The organism is Bacillus sp. FSL R5-0709 (assembly GCF_038004785.1).
Taxonomy (GTDB): Bacteria; Bacillota; Bacilli; order Bacillales; family Bacillaceae_G; genus Bacillus_A; species Bacillus_A mycoides.
This window is the reverse complement of the sequence record NZ_JBBORT010000001.1, coordinates 1,705,010-1,728,054: the sequence shown is the minus strand read 5'-3', so window position 1 is coordinate 1,728,054 and position 23,045 is coordinate 1,705,010. Positions and strand designations below refer to the sequence as shown.

General features: G+C 34.6%; 21 protein-coding genes and 1 pseudogene. 4 read left to right on the top strand and 18 right to left on the bottom strand.

Going from position 1 to position 23,045, the window contains the following annotated elements; translation table 11 throughout:
• Positions 1-40: 40 nt before the first annotated feature.
• The 6 genes from MKX37_RS08915 to MKX37_RS08890 form a co-directional block, all read right to left on the bottom strand.
• A complete protein-coding gene (locus tag MKX37_RS08915; RefSeq protein WP_003188604.1) occupies positions 41-865 on the bottom strand; it encodes a DUF4037 domain-containing protein in 825 nt (274 codons plus the stop codon).
• Positions 866-958: 93 nt separating this feature from the next.
• Positions 959-1,468 (bottom strand): GNAT family N-acetyltransferase, encoded by a 510-nt coding sequence (locus tag MKX37_RS08910; RefSeq protein WP_016126768.1) that lies wholly within the window; start codon positions 1,466-1,468, stop codon positions 959-961.
• A gap of 94 nt (positions 1,469-1,562) precedes the next feature.
• A complete protein-coding gene (cysK, locus tag MKX37_RS08905) occupies positions 1,563-2,480 on the bottom strand; it encodes a cysteine synthase A (protein ID WP_078421905.1) in 918 nt (305 codons plus the stop codon).
• A gap of 10 nt (positions 2,481-2,490) precedes the next feature.
• On the bottom strand, positions 2,491-3,702 hold the full coding sequence (locus MKX37_RS08900) for an MFS transporter (protein WP_078421906.1): 1,212 nt from the start codon (positions 3,700-3,702) through the stop codon (positions 2,491-2,493).
• 290 nt (positions 3,703-3,992) lie between these two features.
• Positions 3,993-5,252, bottom strand: coding sequence for a GTPase HflX (gene hflX, locus MKX37_RS08895; protein ID WP_002126761.1), 1,260 nt, complete (start codon positions 5,250-5,252; stop codon positions 3,993-3,995).
• 480 nt (positions 5,253-5,732) lie between these two features.
• Positions 5,733-6,284 (bottom strand): hypothetical protein, encoded by a 552-nt coding sequence (locus MKX37_RS08890; RefSeq protein WP_016126767.1) that lies wholly within the window; start codon positions 6,282-6,284, stop codon positions 5,733-5,735.
• A gap of 182 nt (positions 6,285-6,466) precedes the next feature.
• On the opposite strand from MKX37_RS08890, the gene MKX37_RS08885 reads away from it, so the two are divergent.
• Positions 6,467-7,450, top strand: a complete 984-nt coding sequence (locus MKX37_RS08885; RefSeq protein WP_078421907.1) for a ketoacyl-ACP synthase III — start codon at positions 6,467-6,469, stop codon at positions 7,448-7,450.
• Between the two features lie 57 nt (positions 7,451-7,507).
• Here MKX37_RS08885 and MKX37_RS08880 read toward each other — a convergent pair whose 3' ends face one another.
• Positions 7,508-8,776, bottom strand: a complete 1,269-nt coding sequence (locus MKX37_RS08880; RefSeq protein ID WP_050000207.1) for an MFS transporter — start codon at positions 8,774-8,776, stop codon at positions 7,508-7,510.
• A 336-nt stretch (positions 8,777-9,112) separates the two neighbouring features.
• Positions 9,113-9,427: an ArsR/SmtB family transcription factor gene (locus MKX37_RS08875; protein ID WP_050000206.1), complete on the bottom strand. Its 315-nt coding sequence runs from the start codon at positions 9,425-9,427 to the stop codon at positions 9,113-9,115.
• 159 nt (positions 9,428-9,586) lie between these two features.
• Here MKX37_RS08875 and MKX37_RS08870 point away from each other — a divergent pair.
• Positions 9,587-10,756 (top strand): annotated as a pseudogene (locus MKX37_RS08870) (MFS transporter); the annotation flags it as partial.
• A 29-nt stretch (positions 10,757-10,785) separates the two neighbouring features.
• Here MKX37_RS08870 and MKX37_RS08865 read toward each other — a convergent pair.
• The 4 genes from MKX37_RS08865 to MKX37_RS08850 form a co-directional block, all read right to left on the bottom strand.
• Positions 10,786-12,534 carry an MFS transporter gene (locus MKX37_RS08865; RefSeq protein ID WP_078421908.1) on the bottom strand — a complete coding sequence of 583 codons (1,749 nt, stop codon included), beginning with the start codon at positions 12,532-12,534 and terminating at the stop codon, positions 10,786-10,788.
• 36 nt (positions 12,535-12,570) lie between these two features.
• Positions 12,571-13,110 (bottom strand): PadR family transcriptional regulator, encoded by a 540-nt coding sequence (locus MKX37_RS08860; RefSeq protein WP_050000203.1) that lies wholly within the window; start codon positions 13,108-13,110, stop codon positions 12,571-12,573.
• Positions 13,111-13,289: 179 nt separating this feature from the next.
• Positions 13,290-14,102 (bottom strand): polyphosphate kinase 2 family protein, encoded by an 813-nt coding sequence (locus tag MKX37_RS08855; RefSeq protein WP_078421909.1) that lies wholly within the window; start codon positions 14,100-14,102, stop codon positions 13,290-13,292.
• Between the two features lie 327 nt (positions 14,103-14,429).
• Positions 14,430-14,738 carry a hypothetical protein gene (locus MKX37_RS08850; protein ID WP_016126765.1) on the bottom strand — a complete coding sequence of 103 codons (309 nt, stop codon included), beginning with the start codon at positions 14,736-14,738 and terminating at the stop codon, positions 14,430-14,432.
• Positions 14,739-14,827: 89 nt separating this feature from the next.
• On the opposite strand from MKX37_RS08850, the gene MKX37_RS08845 reads away from it, so the two are divergent.
• Complete coding sequence (locus tag MKX37_RS08845; RefSeq protein ID WP_016126764.1) at positions 14,828-15,292, top strand: hypothetical protein; 465 nt, start codon at positions 14,828-14,830, stop codon at positions 15,290-15,292.
• Positions 15,293-15,311: 19 nt separating this feature from the next.
• Here MKX37_RS08845 and MKX37_RS08840 read toward each other — a convergent pair whose 3' ends face one another.
• The 4 genes from MKX37_RS08840 to MKX37_RS08825 form a co-directional block, all read right to left on the bottom strand.
• Entirely contained in the window at positions 15,312-15,590 is a 279-nt protein-coding gene (locus MKX37_RS08840; protein WP_078421910.1) for a hypothetical protein, read from the bottom strand.
• A gap of 29 nt (positions 15,591-15,619) precedes the next feature.
• Positions 15,620-16,882, bottom strand: coding sequence for an MFS transporter (locus tag MKX37_RS08835; protein WP_078421911.1), 1,263 nt, complete (start codon positions 16,880-16,882; stop codon positions 15,620-15,622).
• A 196-nt stretch (positions 16,883-17,078) separates the two neighbouring features.
• Positions 17,079-18,458, bottom strand: a complete 1,380-nt coding sequence (locus tag MKX37_RS08830; RefSeq protein ID WP_002012210.1) for an S-layer homology domain-containing protein — start codon at positions 18,456-18,458, stop codon at positions 17,079-17,081.
• 258 nt (positions 18,459-18,716) lie between these two features.
• Complete coding sequence (locus MKX37_RS08825) at positions 18,717-19,961, bottom strand: N-acetylmuramoyl-L-alanine amidase (protein ID WP_002012211.1); 1,245 nt, start codon at positions 19,959-19,961, stop codon at positions 18,717-18,719.
• 325 nt (positions 19,962-20,286) lie between these two features.
• Between MKX37_RS08825 and MKX37_RS08820 the strand changes: the two genes are divergently transcribed.
• The gene (locus MKX37_RS08820) at positions 20,287-20,772 is read left to right on the top strand and encodes an 8-oxo-dGTP diphosphatase (protein WP_078421913.1); all 486 of its coding nucleotides are present in this window, start codon (positions 20,287-20,289) and stop codon (positions 20,770-20,772) included.
• 28 nt (positions 20,773-20,800) lie between these two features.
• On the opposite strand, the gene MKX37_RS08815 is transcribed toward MKX37_RS08820, so the two are convergent.
• Entirely contained in the window at positions 20,801-22,426 is a 1,626-nt protein-coding gene (locus tag MKX37_RS08815; protein ID WP_002126741.1) for a YndJ family protein, read from the bottom strand.
• 5 nt (positions 22,427-22,431) lie between these two features.
• The gene (locus tag MKX37_RS08810) at positions 22,432-23,043 is read right to left on the bottom strand and encodes a DUF4166 domain-containing protein (RefSeq protein ID WP_002126740.1); all 612 of its coding nucleotides are present in this window, start codon (positions 23,041-23,043) and stop codon (positions 22,432-22,434) included.
• Positions 23,044-23,045 lie beyond the last annotated feature (2 nt).

The following is a 23,045-nucleotide window of genomic DNA, read 5'->3' as shown; positions in this document are numbered from 1 at the left end:
AAAACAAGAGATGTAACGCGTTGTTACATCTCTTGTTTTTTTACTTCGCATATTGAATGCGCTTTTGTTGTTCAGCAATATTTAATTCTGGAGCATATTGTTCTACTAAATGTAATACCTCTTCGATCAACACTTCTAACTCCTGTACACTATACTCTGGTTCCCCTATCAGCGTATCCGCCATACGCTCATATAGATTTTCAGGTTTAATATTCATACGCTCTACATTATAAGCCATCCATTTAAATGCAGGATGGTGCACGTACATTCTATTCAAACCGAATAAAACACCGAATAAATCCCTTTGTACTTCACAAATAACATCATAAAGCATAAGCCAGTCTTTTCGTTTTAAAAGCGCCTCTCGATTATGCCAACGATTGCTTAACCAAAGGTTTTCTGAAATCATCCTTTTCGCCAGTTCTTCTGGAAATGCTTCAACTCTTTCTTTTAGAGCATGTACTTTTACTTCTCCATACAAACTCACACCATCATGAACCGATGATACAATACATTGTTTCTCATAATTTATATCATACTGCTCTATAACTTCTGAAATAATTTTTTCTACTGTCAATGTTAAAAAGTTACTAATCTCTAGTTTAATTCCTTCTTTCGTCAAATACGTTTCCGACCATTCTTCGTCCTCGTAAGGATGATATGACAAAATCGTTCCACCAATATTATTAATTGGACCTAGACGCTCTTCATCCTCTGGTGGTTCTGACCATAAAATATGTAATTCAATATCTGAATGTTCATCTTCTAACTTTCTCGCTACAGATCCTGCTAAAATAATAGCTTCGACTTTCTGGTTTTGCCTATAAATCTCCGACACCTCTATCGCTTTCTCTTTTAATCCCATTGCATTTCCCCCTAAAACTGCAGTACTCCCCTTACTTTTTATTTATCTATTTCGATATTAAACATTATATTACCTTTTCAAATTTCCACTAAATCATATTTCTACCCAATAACGCTGAACAATTTCGCCAGAATTAGAAGAAACTACTTCATTTTCTAGCACACCGCCAACCTTTTGAATCGTTTTAGCCGAACCAATATTAGCTTTATCACAAGTTATTAGCACTTTCTTCAACCCAAATTTTTGCGCCTCAGCCAATGAAAGTTGCAGTTGCTCAGTTGCGTAACCTTGGCGACGTTTATTCGGATGAACACTATAACCGATATGACCGCTTTCCCACAATAACTCTGGATTTAACCGGTGTCGAATATTCACAAAACCTATTATTTTTCCATTCTCAACACTAAAAAACTGACTAGATGGCACTCGATTAGATGGTAAATTCCCCCCTTCTTGTGTACTTACTTTTTCAAACCATTCACCAATAGAATCGAAATTTTGTAAAGAACAACTACCGTGCGGTTCTTCTCCTGAATGTAAAAACGCCTGCCTATACTCCATAATTTGTTCGCTATATTCGTATGTTGGTTTCAATAGCTTCATTGTCATTCTCCCCACTCACCCATTATCTATTTTTCTAAAAGAAACACCTTAATAGCGGATTTTCATCCTTACTATTAAGGTGCTTCTATCACTTTTATTCAAATAGCCCCATACTCAAATAACGCTCACCTGTATCAGGTGCAATACATAAAACTTTTTTACCAGCGCCTAAGCGTTTTGCAATCATAATTGCAGCGTACACAGAAGCTCCTGAAGATGGTCCTACTAATAAGCCTTCTTGTCTTGCTAAGTTTCTCATTGTAGTTAATGCTTCTTCATCCGCAATTTGAATAATTTCGTTATACACTTCTGTATTTAAGTTTTTTGGAATAAAACCAGGACTTGTTCCTACTAGTTTATGAGGGCCTGGAACACCACCAGATAAAACTGGTGATCCTTTCGGTTCTACTACTGCAATATATAAGTTTGGTAGTTTCTCTTTTAATGTTTCACCGGTCCCTGTAATTGTTCCACCCGTTCCCGCCGTTGCTACAAATGCATCAAGATCTCCATCCATTTGTTCATAAATTTCAAGTGCAGTCGTATAACGATGTATATTCGGATTTGCTGGGTTTTCAAATTGCTGCGGAATAAAACTATTTGGAATTTCTTTTTGTAACGCTACCGCCTTCGCAATTGCTCCTGGCATTCTTTGTTCTGCTGGTGTTAAAACTACTTCTGCGCCGTATGCTTTCAATAAATTAATACGCTCTTTGGACATATTATCTGGCATAATTAAAATCGCTTTATATCCTTTAGCAGCTGCATTCATCGCTAAGCCAATTCCTGTATTTCCACTTGTCGGTTCAATAATTGTATCACCTGGCTTAATGAGACCATGTTCCTCGGCAATATGAATTAAGTTATAGGCAGCGCGATCTTTCACACTGCGTGACGGATTAAACATTTCCAGTTTTACATACACATCCGCTGCGTCCTCTGGAATAAATTTAGATAATCGGACAACAGGTGTATCTCCTATTAATTCTGTAACGTTTTCACATAATTTCATAGCGCATCCCCTATTCTATCGTTTTCTTATCATTTGGCAGTAACAATGAAGTAAGTCCAATTAATGGTAAACCACTACATAATAGCATAATAAATTGAAGACTATACATATCAGCTAATTTCCCAAGGACTACAGCACCTAATGCTCCAAGACCAAACGCAAGACCGACAATTAATCCTGACACCATTCCAACTTTCCCTGGAACAAGCTCTTGTGCATATACAACAATTACACTAAAACTACTAGAACTAATAAATCCAATGCATAAAAATAACGGTACAACCCACATAAGAGAAACGTGAGGTAACAATAGTGCAAGCGGCGCTGAACCGAGCATCGAAAAAACAATTATCTTTTTCTTACCGAATTTATCTGCTAACGGACCACCAAAGAAAGTACCTAATACACCAGCAATCATAAAAGCGAAGACGAAATACTGTGCATTTTTTATAGATAAACCGTAATGCTCTATTAAATAAAATTGATAGAAATTCCCGATACCAGCACCGTACCAAGAACGTACAAATGTTAGAAAAACAAGAAGTATAATAACAAATTTAATGTGCGTACTTACAATCGCATTTTCCGCCTCAAGTGCAGCCCTCTTTTTCCTTCTTACAGCACCAGTGGCTAATTCATTTTTATACCAATTTGATACGAAAATTAGTAATACAATTCCTACTGCTGCAAAGGCTGTAAAGCCTAAAGAACCAATTTGACCGAGCGGAACGAAAATTAATGCTGTAAAAATAGGTGCTAGAGAATTCCCTGTATTTCCTCCAACTTGATAAATCGCTTGCGCTAAACCTCGTTTTGCACCGGCTGCCATATAAGCAACACGAGCGCCCTCTGGATGAAAGACCGCGGAACCTAATCCAATAAATAAAACAGAAATAATAACAACTATAAAGTTCGGTGCAAATGCGAGTCCAATCATCCCAAGCATACTCGAAAACATACCGAGCGGTAATAAAAATGGTGACGGCTTCTTATCTGAATACATCCCAAAAACCGGCTGCATAATCGATGACGTCATATTTAACGCAAACGCAATCCACCCTACTTGCATATAGGATAAATTCATCGTTTTTTCCAAAATAGGAAACAACGCGGGCACAACCGCTTGCATCGAATCATTCAAAAAATGTCCGAAACTAATCGCAAATAATATTCGATATATTGTCGGTGTTTCTACTGTATTTTTTTGTGAAACTGCCTGCATATGTGTATTTCTCCTTCCTGTACAAAATATATATTTATTACAGTTAGTGTAATAAATTTAGACTTTAATCAGAATAAATTCTGAGTTTTGAAACATTTCTATTCTATACTGGTTTCATTTCTTTTTCCAGAAATTCAACTTCTAAAAAAATATGTTTTTTCTATCTGCTTTGTCGGATTTATTTATATGAACTCTTTGTATTTTCTTTTATACTAAGGCAGGACGAAAGGAAGGCTTGCAACTATGAAGAAAAAGACGATCCTAAAACATATTAGGATCGCCTTTTTTTATTAAATAGAAAAACGCTTATATTTCTCATAATCACTCGTCTTACATTCTAGTGCCATTTTCGTACCTTCGTTTTCATAACTCGTAGATAAAACGTGTGCATGATTGTTGAAATACGAAACTACCTGCCCTTGATCATACGGAATTAACATTTCACACTTCGTATACTCTTTATAAATGTGTGAACGAACTACTTCTACAAGCTCTTTAATTCCAACATGTTTCTTCGCAGATAGATAAACGCGATCTTCTTGCACTTTCGGAATTTCAACATCTACCAAATCTGATTTGTTATATGCATATATCGTCGGGATATTTTCCACGCCAATTTTCTTTAACGTTTCATTTGTAATATCAATTAATTGCTCATAATTGGGATTTGAGTAATCTACAACGTGAATAAGTAAATCTGCTTCCGCCACTTCCTCTAGCGTTGAACGGAATGCTTTCACAAGATGATGCGGTAACTTACTTACAAATCCAACAGTATCCGTTAATAAAAATGATTTATTATCCGGCAAATCAATATTTCGTACAGATGTCTCTAACGTCGCAAATAACATATCTTTTTCAAATACTTGTTTCTCTACAGTACCATTAAAAATTTCAAGCATTGTATTCATTATCGTTGATTTACCTGCATTCGTATATCCTACTAACGACACAACTGGAATTTCATTTTTCTTACGTTGTTTACGCTGCGTTTGGCGCTGTGCAACAAGTGCTTCTAATTCTTTATTTAGAGCCGCAATTTGTTCTTCAATTTTACGACGATCTAATTCCAACTTCTTCTCACCGACACCTTTATTTTTCGTGCCAACTCCCCCGCTTTGTCTTCCTAAAGATTCACGAAGACCGATTAAACGAGGCATCATGTACTGAAGATGGGCCACTTCTACTTGCAACTGCGCTTCTTTCGTTTTCGCACGTTGCGCAAAGATATCTAAAATTAAAATGGTACGATCAATTACTTTACAATCTAAATCCTCTTCTAAATTTCGAATTTGTGAAGGAGATAATTCGTCATTAAAGATGACCATATTTGCATCTGCTTCTTTCACATACGCTGCTACTTCTTCAATCTTCCCTTTTCCAATATAATGCGACGGATTTACTCGTTGTAAATTTTGCGTCACTTGACCGATTACTTCCACATCACAAGCTTCCGTAAGATTTGCTAACTCTTCCATCGAATATGCAAAATCAGCTTCCTTACCTAAATTCACTCCAACTAATATTGCTCTTTGTAATAATTCTTCCATATATTTATTCCTCCATTTCGATTACGCAAAATAAAAAACACAGGTCACTGCCTGTGTTTTCGTAAACGGATAAGGGTTCACCAAAGAAATAGAAGAAAGCAGTGCTTTCGTCCTATACATGGTCAAAAAGTCCCAAGATAGTATACGTATCCAACAAGTGTTTACCTATACTATCCCATTCTATTTATAAAGGCAAAACAAAAAGAGGGCGTATTCGTCCCTCCCTCTTTTTCACATATAAGCTTAATAAAGGGTTCCTTTAAAATAGGCAGACCAATCCCGTTCACTCTGTACACAGACAGAGCCTTTGAGCGCTATTCAATTATTGGCACAAAGTATTGAGACGTAATCTGATTAAGATCAAAGGAAGCCCCTCCGTTCATTTTAAGTTACATAAAGTGTAGCATAAGTAATTCGCTTTCACAAGATTAAACCACCTATAGAAACAGAAAGAAAATCTTTATATTTTTACTTTAATCGTCATTTTTTGCGAGTTCTTCTCACAATAAAAATAACAACAGCAATTAACAATAACACACCTATAGAAATGATAGTTACTTGCCACCAACTTAAACCGCTTACCATTTCATCTTTTAAATCCACTTTCTTCGTCGGAACAGACTCTTTTGCAATATGACTTAAAGCATTTTTCTCAATCTCTGCCTCATCTAATCTCTTCGTTCCACTGCAGATAGATGTCTCTAACTTTTCCTCTCCTCTATAAGAAGAAAAGACTAAGTACTCTCCTCCCTCTGCAAAACGAAATGCACAGCTACTTACACTTGTATATATAATAATTCGCGAAGAACTTGTCCCTTTCCAAATTTTCTTCACTTCAAATAATGTTTTAATTCCGCCTTCACCTTTCTCTTGAACTTCTAACACCTTACCTTCAAACACCACATCATTTTTTTGAAATGCATCTTCTGGTGATACATTAATACAGTCACAAGCATAAGATTTCTCTGGCAAAATAAAAAAAGTAAAGCTACAAATTAAAACAAGAGACAACAAATAAATGATTCTTTTCAAGAATCTCAGACCCCTTCAAAGTATCAATTTTAGAAGCTTTCCGTATATTATTTGGACATCACTCCTCAAATCCCTTTCTATTTATTAAAATATATTAATTTTATTAAACAGAAAATCTTTATTGACATTTTTATAACCTGATATTAGTATCAGGTTATAAAAATATGTTAGGAGATGTTCCTATGAATTCTAAATCTCGTATTACCGCAATTGGTACTTATGTTCCAGATCAAGTATTGTCTAATAACGATTTAGAAAAGATGGTCCATACGAATGATGAATGGATTGTACAAAGAACAGGCATGAAAGAAAGAAGAATTGCTAACGAAGACGAATACTCCTCACACTTAGCCATTAAAGCAATCGAAAATTTGTGTACAACATATAAGAAAAACTTAGAGGATATTGACTGTATCATCGTCGCTACAACTACTGCTGACTATGTTTTCCCTAGTGTTGCTTGCCAAATACAACAATACTTCAACATACCTCATACACTAGCTTTTGATTTAAATGCGACTTGCGCTGGTTTCACATACGGACTGCATGTCGGTAATAGCTTAATCACTTCTGGATCACATCAAAAAGTACTCGTCATAGCGACAGAGACATTATCTAAAGTTACTGATTACACCGATAGAACGTCCTGTATTTTGTTCGGTGATGGCGCTGGAGCTATTTTATTAGAAAGAGATGAAAACAAACCAAGCTTTATCGCTGCTCACATGGGAACAAACGGTGACGGTGGCATTCATCTATACAGAACAAACTTATCTACTACTATGAATGGCACACCACTACAAACAAGTGAAAAAATTGTTCAAAATGGAAGAGAAGTATATAAATGGGCTGTACGAACAGTACCATACGGCATAAAAGAACTATTACATACTGCAAATTTGCAAATAGATGATATAGACTGGTTCATACCACATAGTGCTAACTTAAGAATGATTGAATCTATTTGCGAAAAATCAAAAATATCTATTCAAAAAACATTAACGAGTGTGGAAGATATGGGGAATACATCTTCCGTCTCTATTCCACTCGCTTTAGATTTAGCTAGAAAAATAGGAAGATTAAATAACGGAGACACACTTTTGCTATACGGATTTGGTGGTGGGCTTACGCATTTAGGGCTTATTGTGGCATGGGATTTAAGTTAAATACATTAAAAAGAAGTTCTAGGGAATAACTAGAACCTCTTTTTAATTTCATGAAATTTATTTACCTATCCGAGACCATATCACAACTGGAATAAGCAGTAGGGCTACAGCCCCTCCCGCTAATGATAATGCCGCATAACTGGAATTAGCTACTACCATTCCTGACATCGCTCCACCTGAAGCTCCGGCTAACGCAATAAAAACATCTATTTTCCCTTGTGTTTTAGCACGTGTAGAAGGAGTTGTGGAGTCAACGATTTGTGCTGTACCACAAATCAATCCGAGATTCCATCCTAATCCAAGTAAAGAAAGAGCAACAATTAATAATAATAAAGAATCACTCGGTGCTATCGCAGCTATGACACCCGCTGCAAGTAAAATCATCCCACCAGCTATACTCATCGTAGTACGGCCAATTTTATCAATTAACATTCCTGTAACAAGCGATGGAAGGTACATTGCACCTACATGAAAACCAATCACGAGACCTACCGCACTTAAACCATGACCGTGGTGTCCCATATGAACTGGCGTCATCGTCATAATCGCAACCATCACTATTTGAGTAAGTATCATAACGATTGCTCCAACGGTAACACCACGCTTATTCTCTATTATTTCTTCTGTTACTGGTTGCCCTTTATATGTATGTTCTTGTTTATATGTTTCTATTATGTTAGCAATAATTAATGGATCTGGACGAAGCATAACAAAAAGTACAAGACCCGCAAGTATAAATGCCGCTGCTGATAATATGAACGGACCAGCAAGGTTAGGAATTCCAATTGAATGGGCAAAATCCCCCATTACACCTACTAAATTCGGACCAGCCACCGCACCAAAAGTCGTCATAACCATCGTAATACTAATAGCAGTTGCTCGCTGCTTCTTATCTGCTAAATCGGTACCAGCATAACGAGCTTGTAGATTCGTCGCTGTACCTGCACCGTATATGAGTAAAGAAACTAGTAAAAGAATAATACTATTTGTTAACGCAGCCAATACAACTCCAATAGCCCCTAGTCCCCCTACTATAAACCCTGTTGCAAGTCCTATTCGGCGACCATATTTTTGCGATAACTTCCCAACAAAGAAAGCCGCTACCGCAGATCCCATTGTAAACATAGCAGCCGGTAATCCTGCATATGCATCTGTTCCAAGCATTTGCTGTGCAAGTAGTGCACCTACTGTAATTCCAGCGGCTAACCCTGCTCCGCCGAACATTTGTGAAATACTAACTATTATTAACGTTCGTTTATATAATTTTTGTTGTTCTTCTTCTGTATACACATGACCACTTATTGAATCATCCACCTTACCTAGCATTTCCTCACCTGCTTTATGAAATGAATCTCTCTTTTTAATATTTCATTCTTCCCTTTACTTCACAAAGATTTTCTAACCAGACTTTATCATTATTTTAGATAGAAATCTAGAACATTGCACCGGAATTGACTTTACTAATTTTAATAATAAAAGATATTATAGTCATAATTTAGAGGAATTGAATCTAGAATTCCATACTAACTTTGCTTTTTATAAATAAACACTAATATTTCTAGTAATAACTAACGATTAAACAATTGAGCTTTCACTCCATATTTACAATAAAAATAAACAAAAAACACAAATTTTCACTTGTGCTTTTTTGTTTATTTTTTATCAAAGGTTATCTTTAAGAAAATCCGTAATTTCTCGAATTGTAGCTTCGTTTCTCCGGTAGTATGTCCACTGACCGTGCCTTGTCGATTCTAATAACCCAGCTTTTTGCATCATAGAAAGATATTGTGAAATGGTTGATTGAGAAAGGTTAGCTTTTTCTTGAATATCCCCTACACACACACCGCCTTTTTCATTAATATTTTTTGATAAATGTGCTGATGGTTTATCAAAGTATTTCTCTGGTTCTTTCAACCATTCCAAAATATTTAAACGTGTATCATTTGAAAGAGCTTTAAAAATTTCGATTCTATTCATATCCCCATATTAATCGGCTATTTACGATATGTCAATTTGTCCAGTCATGTGTTTGACTTTTAATTTTGACATATCGGGAATTACCGATTAATATAGTTAACAGAAACATTAATCGGAATTTCTGGATATGCCGAATTATAAAACATGGAGGTAATAAAAATGAATGTAAAACGTAATCGAGCATTTGCCTTATTAACATTGGCTATTTCAGCATTTGCCATCGGTGTCACAGAATTTATAAGTGTTGGCCTACTCCCTTTAATTTCTAATGATTTAGCTGTTCCTGTTAGTATGGCGGGACTAACTGTCACTGTTTACGCGTTAGGTGTGACAATCGGTGCTCCCGTACTAACTTCTCTCACAGCGGGGATACCTAGAAAAAAATTGTTATTATTAGTCATGCTTGTCTTTATAATTGGAAATGGTATATCCGCTCTTGCTCCGAATCTCTTTGTATTATTAATAGGTAGAATTATAGCCTCTTTTTCGCATGGTGTTTTCATGTCCATTGGTTCATTAATGGCCGCTTCATTAGTTCCAGAAAATAAACGAGCACAAGCAATTTCCATTATGTTTTCTGGCCTTACTATTGCAACTGTTACCGGTGTTCCTATCGGTACATTCATCGGTATACAATTCGGCTGGAGAATGGCCTTCTTATTTATTACAATTATCGGCGCCATTGCATATATTTCAACACTTTTACTTGTACCCAAATCCGAAGAAAAAGGCACACCTTCAAAACTAAAAGATTTTAAAGAATTATTTACAAATACAAGATTATTATTAGTATTTATTATAACCGCTTTTATTTCGAGCGGAACATTCACAGTATTTACTTACCTTTCTCCACTGTTACAGGATGTCACAATGTATTCTTTAAATAGCGTAACAATTATTCTTTTCCTCTATGGGATTATGATTGCAATCGGAAATTTAATCGGTGGAAAGGTGACGAATACTTACCCCATCCACTCCTTATCCAACATCTTTATATTTCATACGGTTGTACTCTTATTGTTATACTTTGCAGCTCCATTCAAAATTCTTGGTTTAATAGCTGTAGCTTCAATGGGATTATTCGCCTTTATGAATGTTCCAGGACTTCAATTATATACTTTGATTTTAGCAGATCGTATTTCTCCTAAAACTACACATGTAGCTTCTGCTATAAATATTGCTTCTTTTAATATAGGAATTGCAACTGGTTCTTATATTGGTAGTATAATTATTGAACATAGCTCTATCATACACGTAACATGGATAGGAAGTTTACAAGTTTTCATCGGATTAATCCTCACCCAAATCAGTAAAAAGTTGGATCCGAAACTATTTTATAATATGAGTGATATTTATTACTACAACTCTTCCACTAGCTTCTTCTTTCTTCTACTAATTCGAAGTCTCCCTTCCCAAAATAACAAACTTACTAAAGCACAAATTAAAATAACTGGAACACTCGCTTTATATAAATCAGTAAAACTCATAGCCATCTTATTTTTGGCATACTGACTTACATCTTTTGAAAATACAAGTACTTCTTTCTTTATACTCTCCTCTTGTTTTTCAACTTCTTTTGTTACTCGATTCGTAACTTCTTCTCTTTTTATCTCTCGATATTCTACTGGAACTCCACTTAATACTTCATCCACTTTTTGGTGAATTAATTCGTCTTTTTTCTCTTTACTTAATCCCACCAATGTTTCATTTTGTTTCTTTTCTACATTTGTTTCTATACTTTGTTTCTCTATTTTTTCTTTTGTTACCTGTAATATCTCAGCTTGCTGAGCACTATCCACATGAATATTACGCACTTTTTCTGCTGCATAACGATATACATTCTCTTTATTTACAGATAAGTTGTGTGTTAAGTTAGATACAAATATCGCTACTGCTAATACAATACCTACTTGACGTAACATCGATACGACAGTTTGAGAAGCAGTTAATAATTCTCCTTCAAACGAAGATGCACTTAAAACTGTAATTGGCCCCACTACTAAACCATATCCAACACCTAATATCATACATGGGATAATAATTTCTATATTTGTTGAATTAACGTCAATCATTTGCAACCAATAGTAGGATAGGCCCATAACAAAAAACCCTGACAAAATAATAGTTACTTTTCCAAATTTTTTAATTAAAGTTGCTGCAACCGGTGAGACAAAAAATATCATCGCTGAAATAGGTGTCACTAAAAAAGCAGCTTCAATTTCCGTTCGGTATTGTATTTTTGTCAAGAATGTTGGAAGTAATACAGTTACTCCAATTAAAAATAAATTACTTAATATAACAACGATAGACGCCCCTACAAACATTCGATCTTTAAATAATTTTAAATTCACCATCGGATTATGAATCTTTCGTTCCACTAGAACAAATAGAATAAGAGAAATAGTGCTAATTGCATAACAAGACCAAGCGATATTACTTTGCCATCCCCACGTATTGCCTTTCACTAATACGAGAGTAAAAGAAAAAATCGCTAAACTACTTAATATGAGTCCAATCCAATCAATTTTTGAAATAATACGTTCTTCATTTTTTACTTGTAACATAATACAGCATAAAATGATTCCAAGAATACAAATCGGAACATTGACGAAGAATACCCATCTCCATCCTACATTTTGCGTAATAATTCCGCCTATTACCGGACCAAGTGCAGCTGACAATCCTTGCGTTACTCCTAAAATAGCAAGTGCAACATGCCTCTTTGCTAACGGCATAGCTGATACACCAATTACCATACTTGTCGGAAATAAAATTGCTGCTCCAACACTTTGTATAAAACGAGAAAAAATAAGGAAGTCACCTGTATTAGCAAAAGCACAAAGCACTGATCCACCACCAAAAATAATTAAACCGAGAATATACACCTTTGCTTTCCCAAAAATATCAGCTATCCGTCCTAGCGGGATTGCGAGTACTGCAATCGTCATTGTATAAACATTTAATACCCAAGACATCTTCTCTAATGAAGTATTTACACTCGATTGTATTGCTGGTAAAGCTATATTCATAATCGTTGTATCAATCATACAAAGAAAAATACCTAAGCACATTAAAAAGACAATCTTAATACCCTTTGACTGCTCCATGTTAATCTACCCCTTTATTCATTGTGAACGTGTTTTTCATTCTTCCGTTTTATTGTTTTCTTTTGCTTCTAATTGCTGTAACTTCCTCTTCAACATCTCTACTTGTGCACTATATGATGCAATACCTACATCGAGCGAAATTTCTTCAACGAAAGTAATACCTTCTCTCCATTTTTCATATTTCAAACGAAGATCCGCAATGTACGCTTCTTTCCTTTCAATTTCGTCTTCAATCCATTTTTTTATCGCCCTATCATCACTATAATTACCAAAATACATCCTCATTAAAAAATCTGAACGTAAAACGTCTTTCTCTACATCCGTTTGCATGTATTTATAAAACTCTTCACGCCCTTCATCTGTAATAAAGTACATTTTCTTATTCGGTTTCCCTTCTTGCATGACAATTTCTCTTTTAATTTTCCCCTCCTTTTCCAATTGTCGTAACGTTGGATAAATCATTCCAAAGCTTCCATCAAAAAAGTAAGTAAATACATCCTCAAACACAATTTTAATGTCATAACCAGACAATTCTTTTTCCATTAATAAACCTAAAACAACATCTCTTCCCTTCAAAATAAGACCCCCACGCAGTATATAATCAATAATCATATTAACATCGTTAATATGATTATTGATTATATACCTTATTCTATGAATTGTAAAATGTTTCTAACTAAAAAAGCTGTCTTGTAATTTGGGTTTACCAAATTACAAGACAGCTTCCCTTCATATTTCCTATACAAACCTTTTTACTATTTAACCCCTGCATCTTGCACAGATTCAATTTTCTTTTTCTTTCCTTCTTTTATTTCATTATAATAAGAAGGTAATTCTATATTATGCTCTAAGAAATAATCCTCAATTAATGAAATAATTACTTTCAATGTTTTCAAACGGGCGTATAATTTATCATTACTCGCGATAATATGCCATTTTGCATTCGGCTTATTTGTATTTTCAAACATGTCTTCTATTGCTTCGACATACTCATCCCATTTTTCACGATTTCGCCAGTCTTCATCTGTAATTTTCCACCTTTTAAGAGGGTTGTTCTCTCTTTCTGTAAATCTCTTTAACTGTTCTTCTTTACTAATATGATAGAAAAACTTTCCTATTATGTAATGATCATCTGTTAATAGTTTTTCGAAATCATTAATTTCATCATACGCTCTCGTCCACTCTTCGTTTGTAGCAAAGCCTTCAACACGTTCAACTAATACACGCCCATACCATGAACGGTCGAATATAGTAATTTGCCCGTACTGAGGCAGTTTCCGCCAAAAACGTTGCAAATAATGATACCGTTTTTCATGAGGAGCAGGCGCTCCAATTGGATTTACTTGGAATCCGCGTGGATCAAGATGTTCAGTCACTCGCTTAATTGCTCCGCCTTTACCTGCCGCATCCCAACCTTCCATAACCATCATAACGGCTATTTTCTCTTCTTTTAATATTTGTTGTAGTGCCAATAAACGCATTTGATATTTTTCAAGTTTCTTATTGTACTTAGATTTTGATTCAATTCTTTTCGTTACATCTACTTTAGCAAGATGCTCTTTTTCCATCAAACGAATCCCCCTTGTTATATGACAATGTTATTTTAACATATTTATTGGTAATTTTTTCATATTAATATCTCTTTTAACTAATACTCGTACCCCTCCACCTATATCTATCTTTTATAAGTTGGACGCTACTTTATATTAATAAATTAATCCCCCTGATATGCTTTTTCGTATCCTTTAGCAAGCATTTATTATTAATCAAAAAAACAAAATAAGGAAACTATGCCGAAAAATCTTTACACAGTTTCCTTGTTTTTTTAAATGTGCGTGTGACATACTTGGGAAGATTAATAACGAAAAGATAGGAGCTCTATCGATTCACTTATACTACAAACGAATTACAGGCGGAATATCTCCTTCTCGTAAAAAGTAAGCAAACACTGTAAATCCAATAATTAATATTGAAAATAATGTTATTATAATTCCACCTGGTAGTGTTAGAAAAATAGTATTCAAGCTACTCTTCATAGAGAAAGCAATCGAGTATATTCCTAGCAGAAGACTGATTATAGCAATAGCCACATAAACCACTACCGCATACCATGGATTGAGTTCCAATAAAACAACAGAAATAAATATATACAAAAATAACAGTTGTAGAAACATGCTGCTTCCCATACTTACTAATTCTTTCAATATACCCTCCCCTAAACTACATGGTATATTATCTTAAAAAGAGAAGATAATAACAAATAAATCCTTTAAAGAATGGGAGCTCTCTAAAGATGAAACGAAAAATATTTTCTCTCTTTGCACTAATCTGCTTAGCACTACCAATACAAGCTAGTGCATACACATTTCAATCACTACCAGTTGCGTCAAAGTCTAAACAGTGGTATATCGAAATTGACAAATCTCATAACTCAAACAAGCAAGCCGTGCAGCCAAAACAAGGTGTATATGATACGTATAGTTTACTCTTAAAAAATATTGGTAATGATGTTGCAAATGTATCGGTGGAAATACTTGATAACACACCTACATCTAAAGCTACCTTTAATCCTACTTCATCTAATAACAACGTTTCAAAAAGTCATACAAGCTTTGACTACATGGTATTCCCATTAGACTTTAATAGCCATAATTTTAAAGTTGTCATTACTTGGGAAGAAAAGAATTTCTCTTACAACGGTCATCCAGTACATGAGAGTAAAAAAATGAAGCAAACATTTGTGTTTAATGAAGAGTAAGTCCTAATTTGATTAGGGCTTACTCTTTATTTACAAAACCCGATTGAATTGCTTCTGTCACTTCTTTTGCAATATGTATTTTTGTAGCGTCTACACAGATTTTTTTGTCCCAAACATGTATGGAAGGCTCTTCATTAGACAAATGCTTAATTAAGATGAGTCGATTATATGTCATTTTATTTTCTATAGGAGTAGCAATATACACCGTGAAATTCCTTGCTTCAAATACCTTTTCTCCCAAAACGTATTTACATCCCAACTCATGTACTACTAAATGATGTAGGTTTTCTATAGTCATATACCATCCCCCCCTTTTAGCCTACATAATCAATCGAACCGCCGAATACTTGGTACAGACAATGCCATTCCAATTGTTATGAGTACTAAAATAGCTAGCATTATAATTGTTATCTTTCCACCTATTACAGTAGCTAACCAGCCTACCACCACATACCCTAATGGTAATAAAGCAAATGAGCCTAACATATCAAGACTTGCCACTCTTCCAAAAGCTTCTTCTGGTACAAGCTCTTGTAAACTTGTTTCCCAAATAAGCCCAAATATCATAATACCGAATCCTTCAATTGCCATTAATCCAATTAAGGCCGGTGCCCAAGAAACGAAAGGCATAATTAATAACGCCATTCCACTAATTAAAACACCACCATACGCAAGTAATCCTCTCTTATGCCACCGCTGCCTCCCACCAAAAATTAGTGCTGCAATTACAGCTCCAGCACCAGAAGCAGCCATACCTAAGCCATACACGTAAGCTTCAAAATGATGATGAACATTAAACAACCATGGAATTAATACAACGATTACGCCAGCATAACAAATATTAACGAAAGAAAAGACTAGAATGGTAATCCACAACCATGGATGACTCTTTAGAACAAGAATCCCTTCCATAAAATCTTTTTTGTAATTGATTTTATTTCTTTCAAATTTCTGTACTTTATTAAACTTTAGTTCTCTTAAAAATAATAAACATAAAAATGATAGCAAATATGTTACTGCATCCAAACCAAATCCTATTCCGGCGGATGCAACTGAAACGATCAATCCTCCAAGAGCCGGTCCAATTAGTCGTATTCCTTGATTACTCATTTGCGTTAATGCATTAGCTGCATTTCGAATTTCCGGTACAAATACTTTTGCTCTTACAGCTGAATATGCCGGCTGAAATATCCCTTCCATAAGTCCATATAATGCAACAAGTACATATAGAAGTGGAATTGTTAAAATGTCCATAAATATAAGTGTTGCAAATAAGAGCATTAATATACAGCGAATTATATCTGTAAATAACATCAATTTCACCCGGTCAATTCGATCCACGACTAATCCAGCAAACGGTAACGCAAGAATATTAGGAAGCATGTACATTGCCATAGTCATTCCCATTACAACTGTTGAACCAGTTAATGAATATACAACGACTGGCAGAATAACCATCGTTATCGAACTACCTAAAGTCGAAAGTAATTGTCCAATCCATAAAAACTTGAAGTGTGGTGACACTTTAACTGGCAATAATAATTTACCGACATAACCTAAATTTTTCTCTGTTGGTATTTCTCCTTGCATATCTCTCTCCTCTTTTCAAATTAAGTTAATACCTAAGATTAAACACAGAAAATTCAATCTTTATTACCTTTAATTATATATGAACTGTTAAATTATTGGTAAAAATATAAAAAAGAAAATCATAATGAATCTACAAATATTACGTGTTGAATATAAATAAAAAAGGTGTTTTCACATATGAAAACACCTTTCCACTTTATAATTTTAAGTTCTTCTTCAATGTCCAATATTTTTCTGGAGCATTTTCAAGTGAGAATTCTACCCAGCCATTTGGATCTTCACGATATACGTTTACTTTTGTACCATTTTCTAGTTTTCCAACTTCATTTTGTGTAACGTTTGGTACACTCTTAATTGGGTTGTTAAACGGGAATGGAACTTGATAGTAAGATCCTACCGACTGAACAGTAGTTTTTGCGTCTTTTGCATAATCTTTATATGGAATTGTTTCGCCTAATGCATCTACATTTAATGTATTAGGGTTTTTCGGTAATCGTTTTACATTTTGATAATCTTTGTTATTGAAAGGCTTAATACGCTCCATAATATTAGCAATTTTGCCAGCCCATTCTTTATCAGTTGAATACATTACATTCATCGCAGGTAATGTGTAACCTTTGAAATACTTAGCACCTTGTTCTAAGTAATTCTTTCTCACATAATCAGCATTGTATGAAATACTTAATCCATAAGATGGTAAATATTTTGCATGTGCGAATGGGTCCCAATCATACGCTCGTAGTCCAAATAAATTATGTTTGCGATATGCAATTTCTGATTTCCCGTATCCAGACTCTAAGATTGCATGTGCTGCTAAATATAAAGAGTTCACGCCATACTCGTTTTGCGCTTTAATAAAGTCTTGTCCAACTCCAACAAGCGGACTATCGGGATGATATCTTTTAATATAATTATCAATCTCTTGAGCTGTTACATTAGAAGGTAATGTTACATCTAAATCGATATATGATGCCATGGCATTAAATAAAAATTGTGCATATTCTTCACGTGTTAAAACACTAGTTGGATTAAATGCACCTGCTCCATTACCTGCAGCAACGCCGTTAGACTCTAATGCACTAATCGCATCATTTGCCCAATGATCTTTCGGAACATCATTAAATGTATGCTTAGCTTTTACTTTTAGTTTAAAGGCTTTCTGTAAAATTACAGCCATTTCAGCACGAGTTAAAGATTCTTTCGGTCTAAATGTTCCTTTACCATCACCTACGAAAATCCCCATATCTGTTAAAGCTAAAATTTCTTTTTGGAACATTGTCGTTCCTTCGCTAATATCAGAGTATGGATTTTTATATTCGCTTTTTGCTTCTAGTTTTAATGCACGATATATTAATGCGGCTACTTGCTCACGATTTACAACATCTCCGAATCCAAACTTACCATTATCATATCCTGCAATAATTTCTTTTGACGTTAAATTAGTAATTGCTTTATACGACCAATGATCTTTCGGAACGTCTGGAAATTCCTTTTCAGCTGCAAATGAAGTTGCCGGAGCCATCACTACTTGAAGTGCGACTGTCACTGCTAACACATTAGAAATAACTTTTTTCATATTTTTTTAACACGTTATGTATATGCTTGTCCCGTGTTAACTTGCCTCCCTTTTCAATAAAATTTTCCCTATTAAACTAACAAACTCTTAATTAGTCAACAGTAAAAGTATACGTGATACAAATAAACTAATCTACCATTATTTTATTTATAATCAGCATAATACGATATATCTTTTTATTTTGATACAAAATTATATAAACTCATATAAAAAGTCCATCATCTCTATATAGATGATGGACTTAACAATTAATATTTTTTATTTAGCTAAACGATATTTTGAAACATCGAAACCTTTCCACTCATAATAATCTAAAATCCCAGCATAAACTGCCTCTGCAGCAATTTGTCTTCCTGATTCAGTAGCTAATTTGCCATTATCTATATTATTATCAATAAAGGCAAGCTCTGTTAAAACTGCTGGTACTGTATTTTTATTTACTACATAAAACGAATGATCATCTTTTATATCTCTATCTCTTGTATGTAATGCCTCTACTACTCGCTTTTGAATTTTTTTCGCTAATACTTCGCTATCCTTTTCAATCTGTGTCTCTTCTCCACGCTTGGATTTTTTATAATAATATGTTTCCGTTCCATAACCATCATGATTTTGAGAAGAGTTTGCATGAATGCTTACAAATATATCTGCATTGTTCTCTTGACCAAATTTCACTCGATTCACAAGAGACTCATTCTTGTTACTTCCTGGATTTCCGTTCTCTTCACGTGTTAACAAAGCTTTTAAAGGTGTATTTTTTTCTAACAATTGCTGTAATCTTAAAGATATATCAAATACAATTTCACTTTCCTCTACACCTTGCCCTGGATTCCCTGGATCAAATCCTCCATGACCAGGATCAATAATAACTACCTTTTCTACTAAAGGGTTACCTATTTTAAGAGAATCTGCCTTTTTAATAAATTGAGCTGCCTCTGCTTTAGTTAGAATTTTTTCAGGCTCCCATTTATCACCAGTACCAACAGAAATCCCTAATTCAACTAGAATGTTAGCTTTTGCTTTCCCCCAGCTTTTTTCTAAATCACTGAATTTAGTTGCTGGAGTACCATTTACTTTAGAATCTAATTTGTAAGCTTCTACAATAAGAGAGGCCATTGAAACCCGGTCAATTTTCCCAGTTGGATCAAATACGCCTGGGCCTTTCCCTTTAACAACACCAGCTTTTTCTACAGCTGCGATGTATGGGGTATACCATCCGTTTTGAGAGTCACCGAAAGATGGTTTAGCATCTTTATCGAATGGTAAGTTTAAGATTTTAGCCATCATTGTAGCTGCTTCTGCACGAGTGATCTCTTTTCCAGGCTCGAACATTCCTTTCTCGTTACCTGTAACTGCGCCTTTTTCTGCTAAGTAGTTAATAGAATCTTCTGCCCAGTGCCCTGCTTGGACATCTGGAAACGTTTTTATTTGTGCGAAACTACTAGATGAATAAGATAATATACTAGCTGCGATTACTGCTGCTGCGATTATTCTATTTTTCATAGAATATATTCCCCTCTCAAGTACAATGTTTTTATATAACAGACTAATTATAGTTCTGAAAATTAGTAATAGTCAATTGCATTTTGTATAATTTTGTCTTATTATTGTATTTTTTGGAACAAATAACTATAGTTAAACTATAAGAGACTCATTTCATCCCGCATTAACGGGCAGTAAGACCCCCACCTCAAAATTCAGCGAAAGCAAAGAAGTTAGGTGGGTGATCAACTGCCCGTAAAAGCCCGATTGGTGAGGGCTAATAATCAGTGGGAGATGAAGAACCCCCCACTGATTAAAGTTTCACTTTATAAGAGGAGAGATTCGTATGAGCACGAATTGGAAAAGCGTCGAACACCGCATTTATACAATGTGTATGATTCAACATAATAACGAAGTATTACTAATACAACGGCCGGATCATCTAGGCTTCCCTGGTTACATCGCTCCTGGCGGTAAAGTAGATTTTCCAGAAAGTATCGTTCAAGCTGCTAAACGAGAAGTAAAAGAAGAAACTGGATTACTTGTTTTAAATTTAACTTTTAAGGGATTAGATGAATACGTAAATCCGAAAGAAAATGTTCGATATATGGTATTTAACTATTGGACAGATTCATTTGAAGGTGAACTCCTTTTGAATCCTCCTGAAGGCGAATTATTATGGGTGCCAATTGATACAGCACTCAATCTTCCTATGCAAGATTGGTTTAAAGAGAGATTCCCATTATTTTTTGAAAAAGGTACGTTTGAAATTCAGCGTGTTTGGGACCAAGACTTGGATAAACAAGTTGCTATGACAATTACCCATACGTAAAAAAGCTTGGAATCTCTCCAAGCCTTTCTTACTTTCCCTCTATTTTCTTAATCTCATAATCAATTTCTAAAAAATTAACTCCAAATATCCACATTCTATGATTAGCTTCTAATATTTGATCCTTTCTCTCTTTAATAATAAAAGTCTCTGCTAATGGTAAGCGTATTGTAAAGAAGCGGGTATGTAAGTATATCCCTTCATCTCCCTTACGACGCTCTCTTAGCTTACTTGTAATCATTAACTGGTTCGTATCATTGTACAACTTCAAAATACCAGTCATATTCGAATATGGTAAAGGCAATGCGATATTCATATATGTCTCGTTCTTGTATGCATGCTTTGAATAGAGGGCTACAAAAACAGACTCTCCTGCTTCATTTTTTCTTAGCCAAGCCCTTACATTCTCTCTTCCATCCTTCTCATCTATTATCCCAATGATAGAGCCATGCATCGTTTCCCACTTGCCGCCCATTCCTAAATGTATTTGTCCTACACGCTTACTCATTTTCTCATAACAAAATGCAACCGGGCGGAACCAACGAGTCCATTTAATATGCGATTGTAACTCATACTCTTTTGTATTTTCATAAAAACGAATAATACTTAAAGGAATCTTCGTCATGTCAAATGCCTCACTATGAAAATCATTCATTTTATCAACTAAACCTTTGTATTCCTTGCTATCTATTAAATTTCTGTTATGTAAAAATGCTTCACCAACTGTCGCATTTCCTCTTAACCTGCTCATTGTTTTCCCGTAATATTTATAATTCGGAGTACTCTTTTCAATCATCCAACCAAGAAAAGCTGGTAACGCTACTCCAATTCCATTTACAACACCGTGAATCCAGACCATTTGTGCAATTGTAATCGTCATTACTTGTTTGAAATTTCCGTATGAATATATGAGTGAAAACATTATTGTTACCATAAGTGTACTGGATGAAAGAGTAAGGAGAATCTTTGCACTTATAGCATTGAATTTCGTTCTCCATACGTAAATCCCATATCCATAAATGGCACATAAATATATGAACACTGCAAAAAATTCAAATACCCTCGAATACGTAATTCCTATTGCAACTGTCATTGGAGAAATGACGATGATAAACATAATAGAGTCATATAACTTACTTCCCCGTTCTCTTTTTCTTCCAAGTAAACCAGCTGATAACGGCAATAAAAATGCCGAATAATGAAAGTGTGCCGCTGTAAGTAAAACAATGTCAGAACTAAAGTGCATAATTGAAACCTTTGCTACTGAAGCAAAAAACCAAAAACCACCTAAAAACAAATAAATAAACGCACTATCGATAGCCGTCTCTTCTATCGGTTTCCATCCTCTTTCTAACAATCTACTTACACCAAATAACGCAACGATTCCTGTATATGCAAACCAAAGTAGCGCAAAGAAATAGTGATTTGTTACGAAAGCTAGCATTGCACTGATTGCTGCGATTGGATATAAAAACGATACAAATTTATAAAATAATACATACGATCCATTTCTTTTTTTCTTGTCAATAATACAAATAGACATCGGTATAAATAACAAAATAGATAATAAAATAATTGCTTCAACTGGGTTTACATTTGACCACTCATATATTAGAAAAATAATATAGCAAGCAAGCCCAAATAGTATATTTTTCATATCGTTTATTCCCTTTCCACAAATGTTCCCTTATATGAAAATAACGAACCAATTAACGGATTCCGTACTTGTACATGAATTCGAAAACATTGCAGTGCATCATCATAACTTTCAACAATTTTTGCCTCTCCGTATAAAAATCTAGGTAACGGTATTTTTCTTCCAAACATAAAAAACCATTGTTTCTTTGAAGAAATATGCATCCCGCCTTTTTCATCAATATAAAAATTCAATGTAGAAACGAGTAAATGTGGCTCACCAAAATAATCTACAATTTCATTATTCTCTTCATCCAACTGCATAACAGCGTTAAAATATCTTTTCTTATTATGAAAATAAAAAGTACGATTCCACCGTACAAACTCATTTCCATGTTCATCTCGCTCAGCGGTATTATGTATCACAAATGGAACTTTTTGCCCTCGCTCAGAGAAAAACATTCGAAACTTCGATGTAATTTTTAATATTAATTTAACGAAAAAAGATCCTCCATAAATTTCATCCATTTCCCCTTCCCCAATAAAGCTATTTTCCTTTGTTATCGCATATCGTTCCTGCAATTTTGGATGAAGCCTTTTATAAGAATCCCCTAATAATCTTTCATAAATATTAACCATAT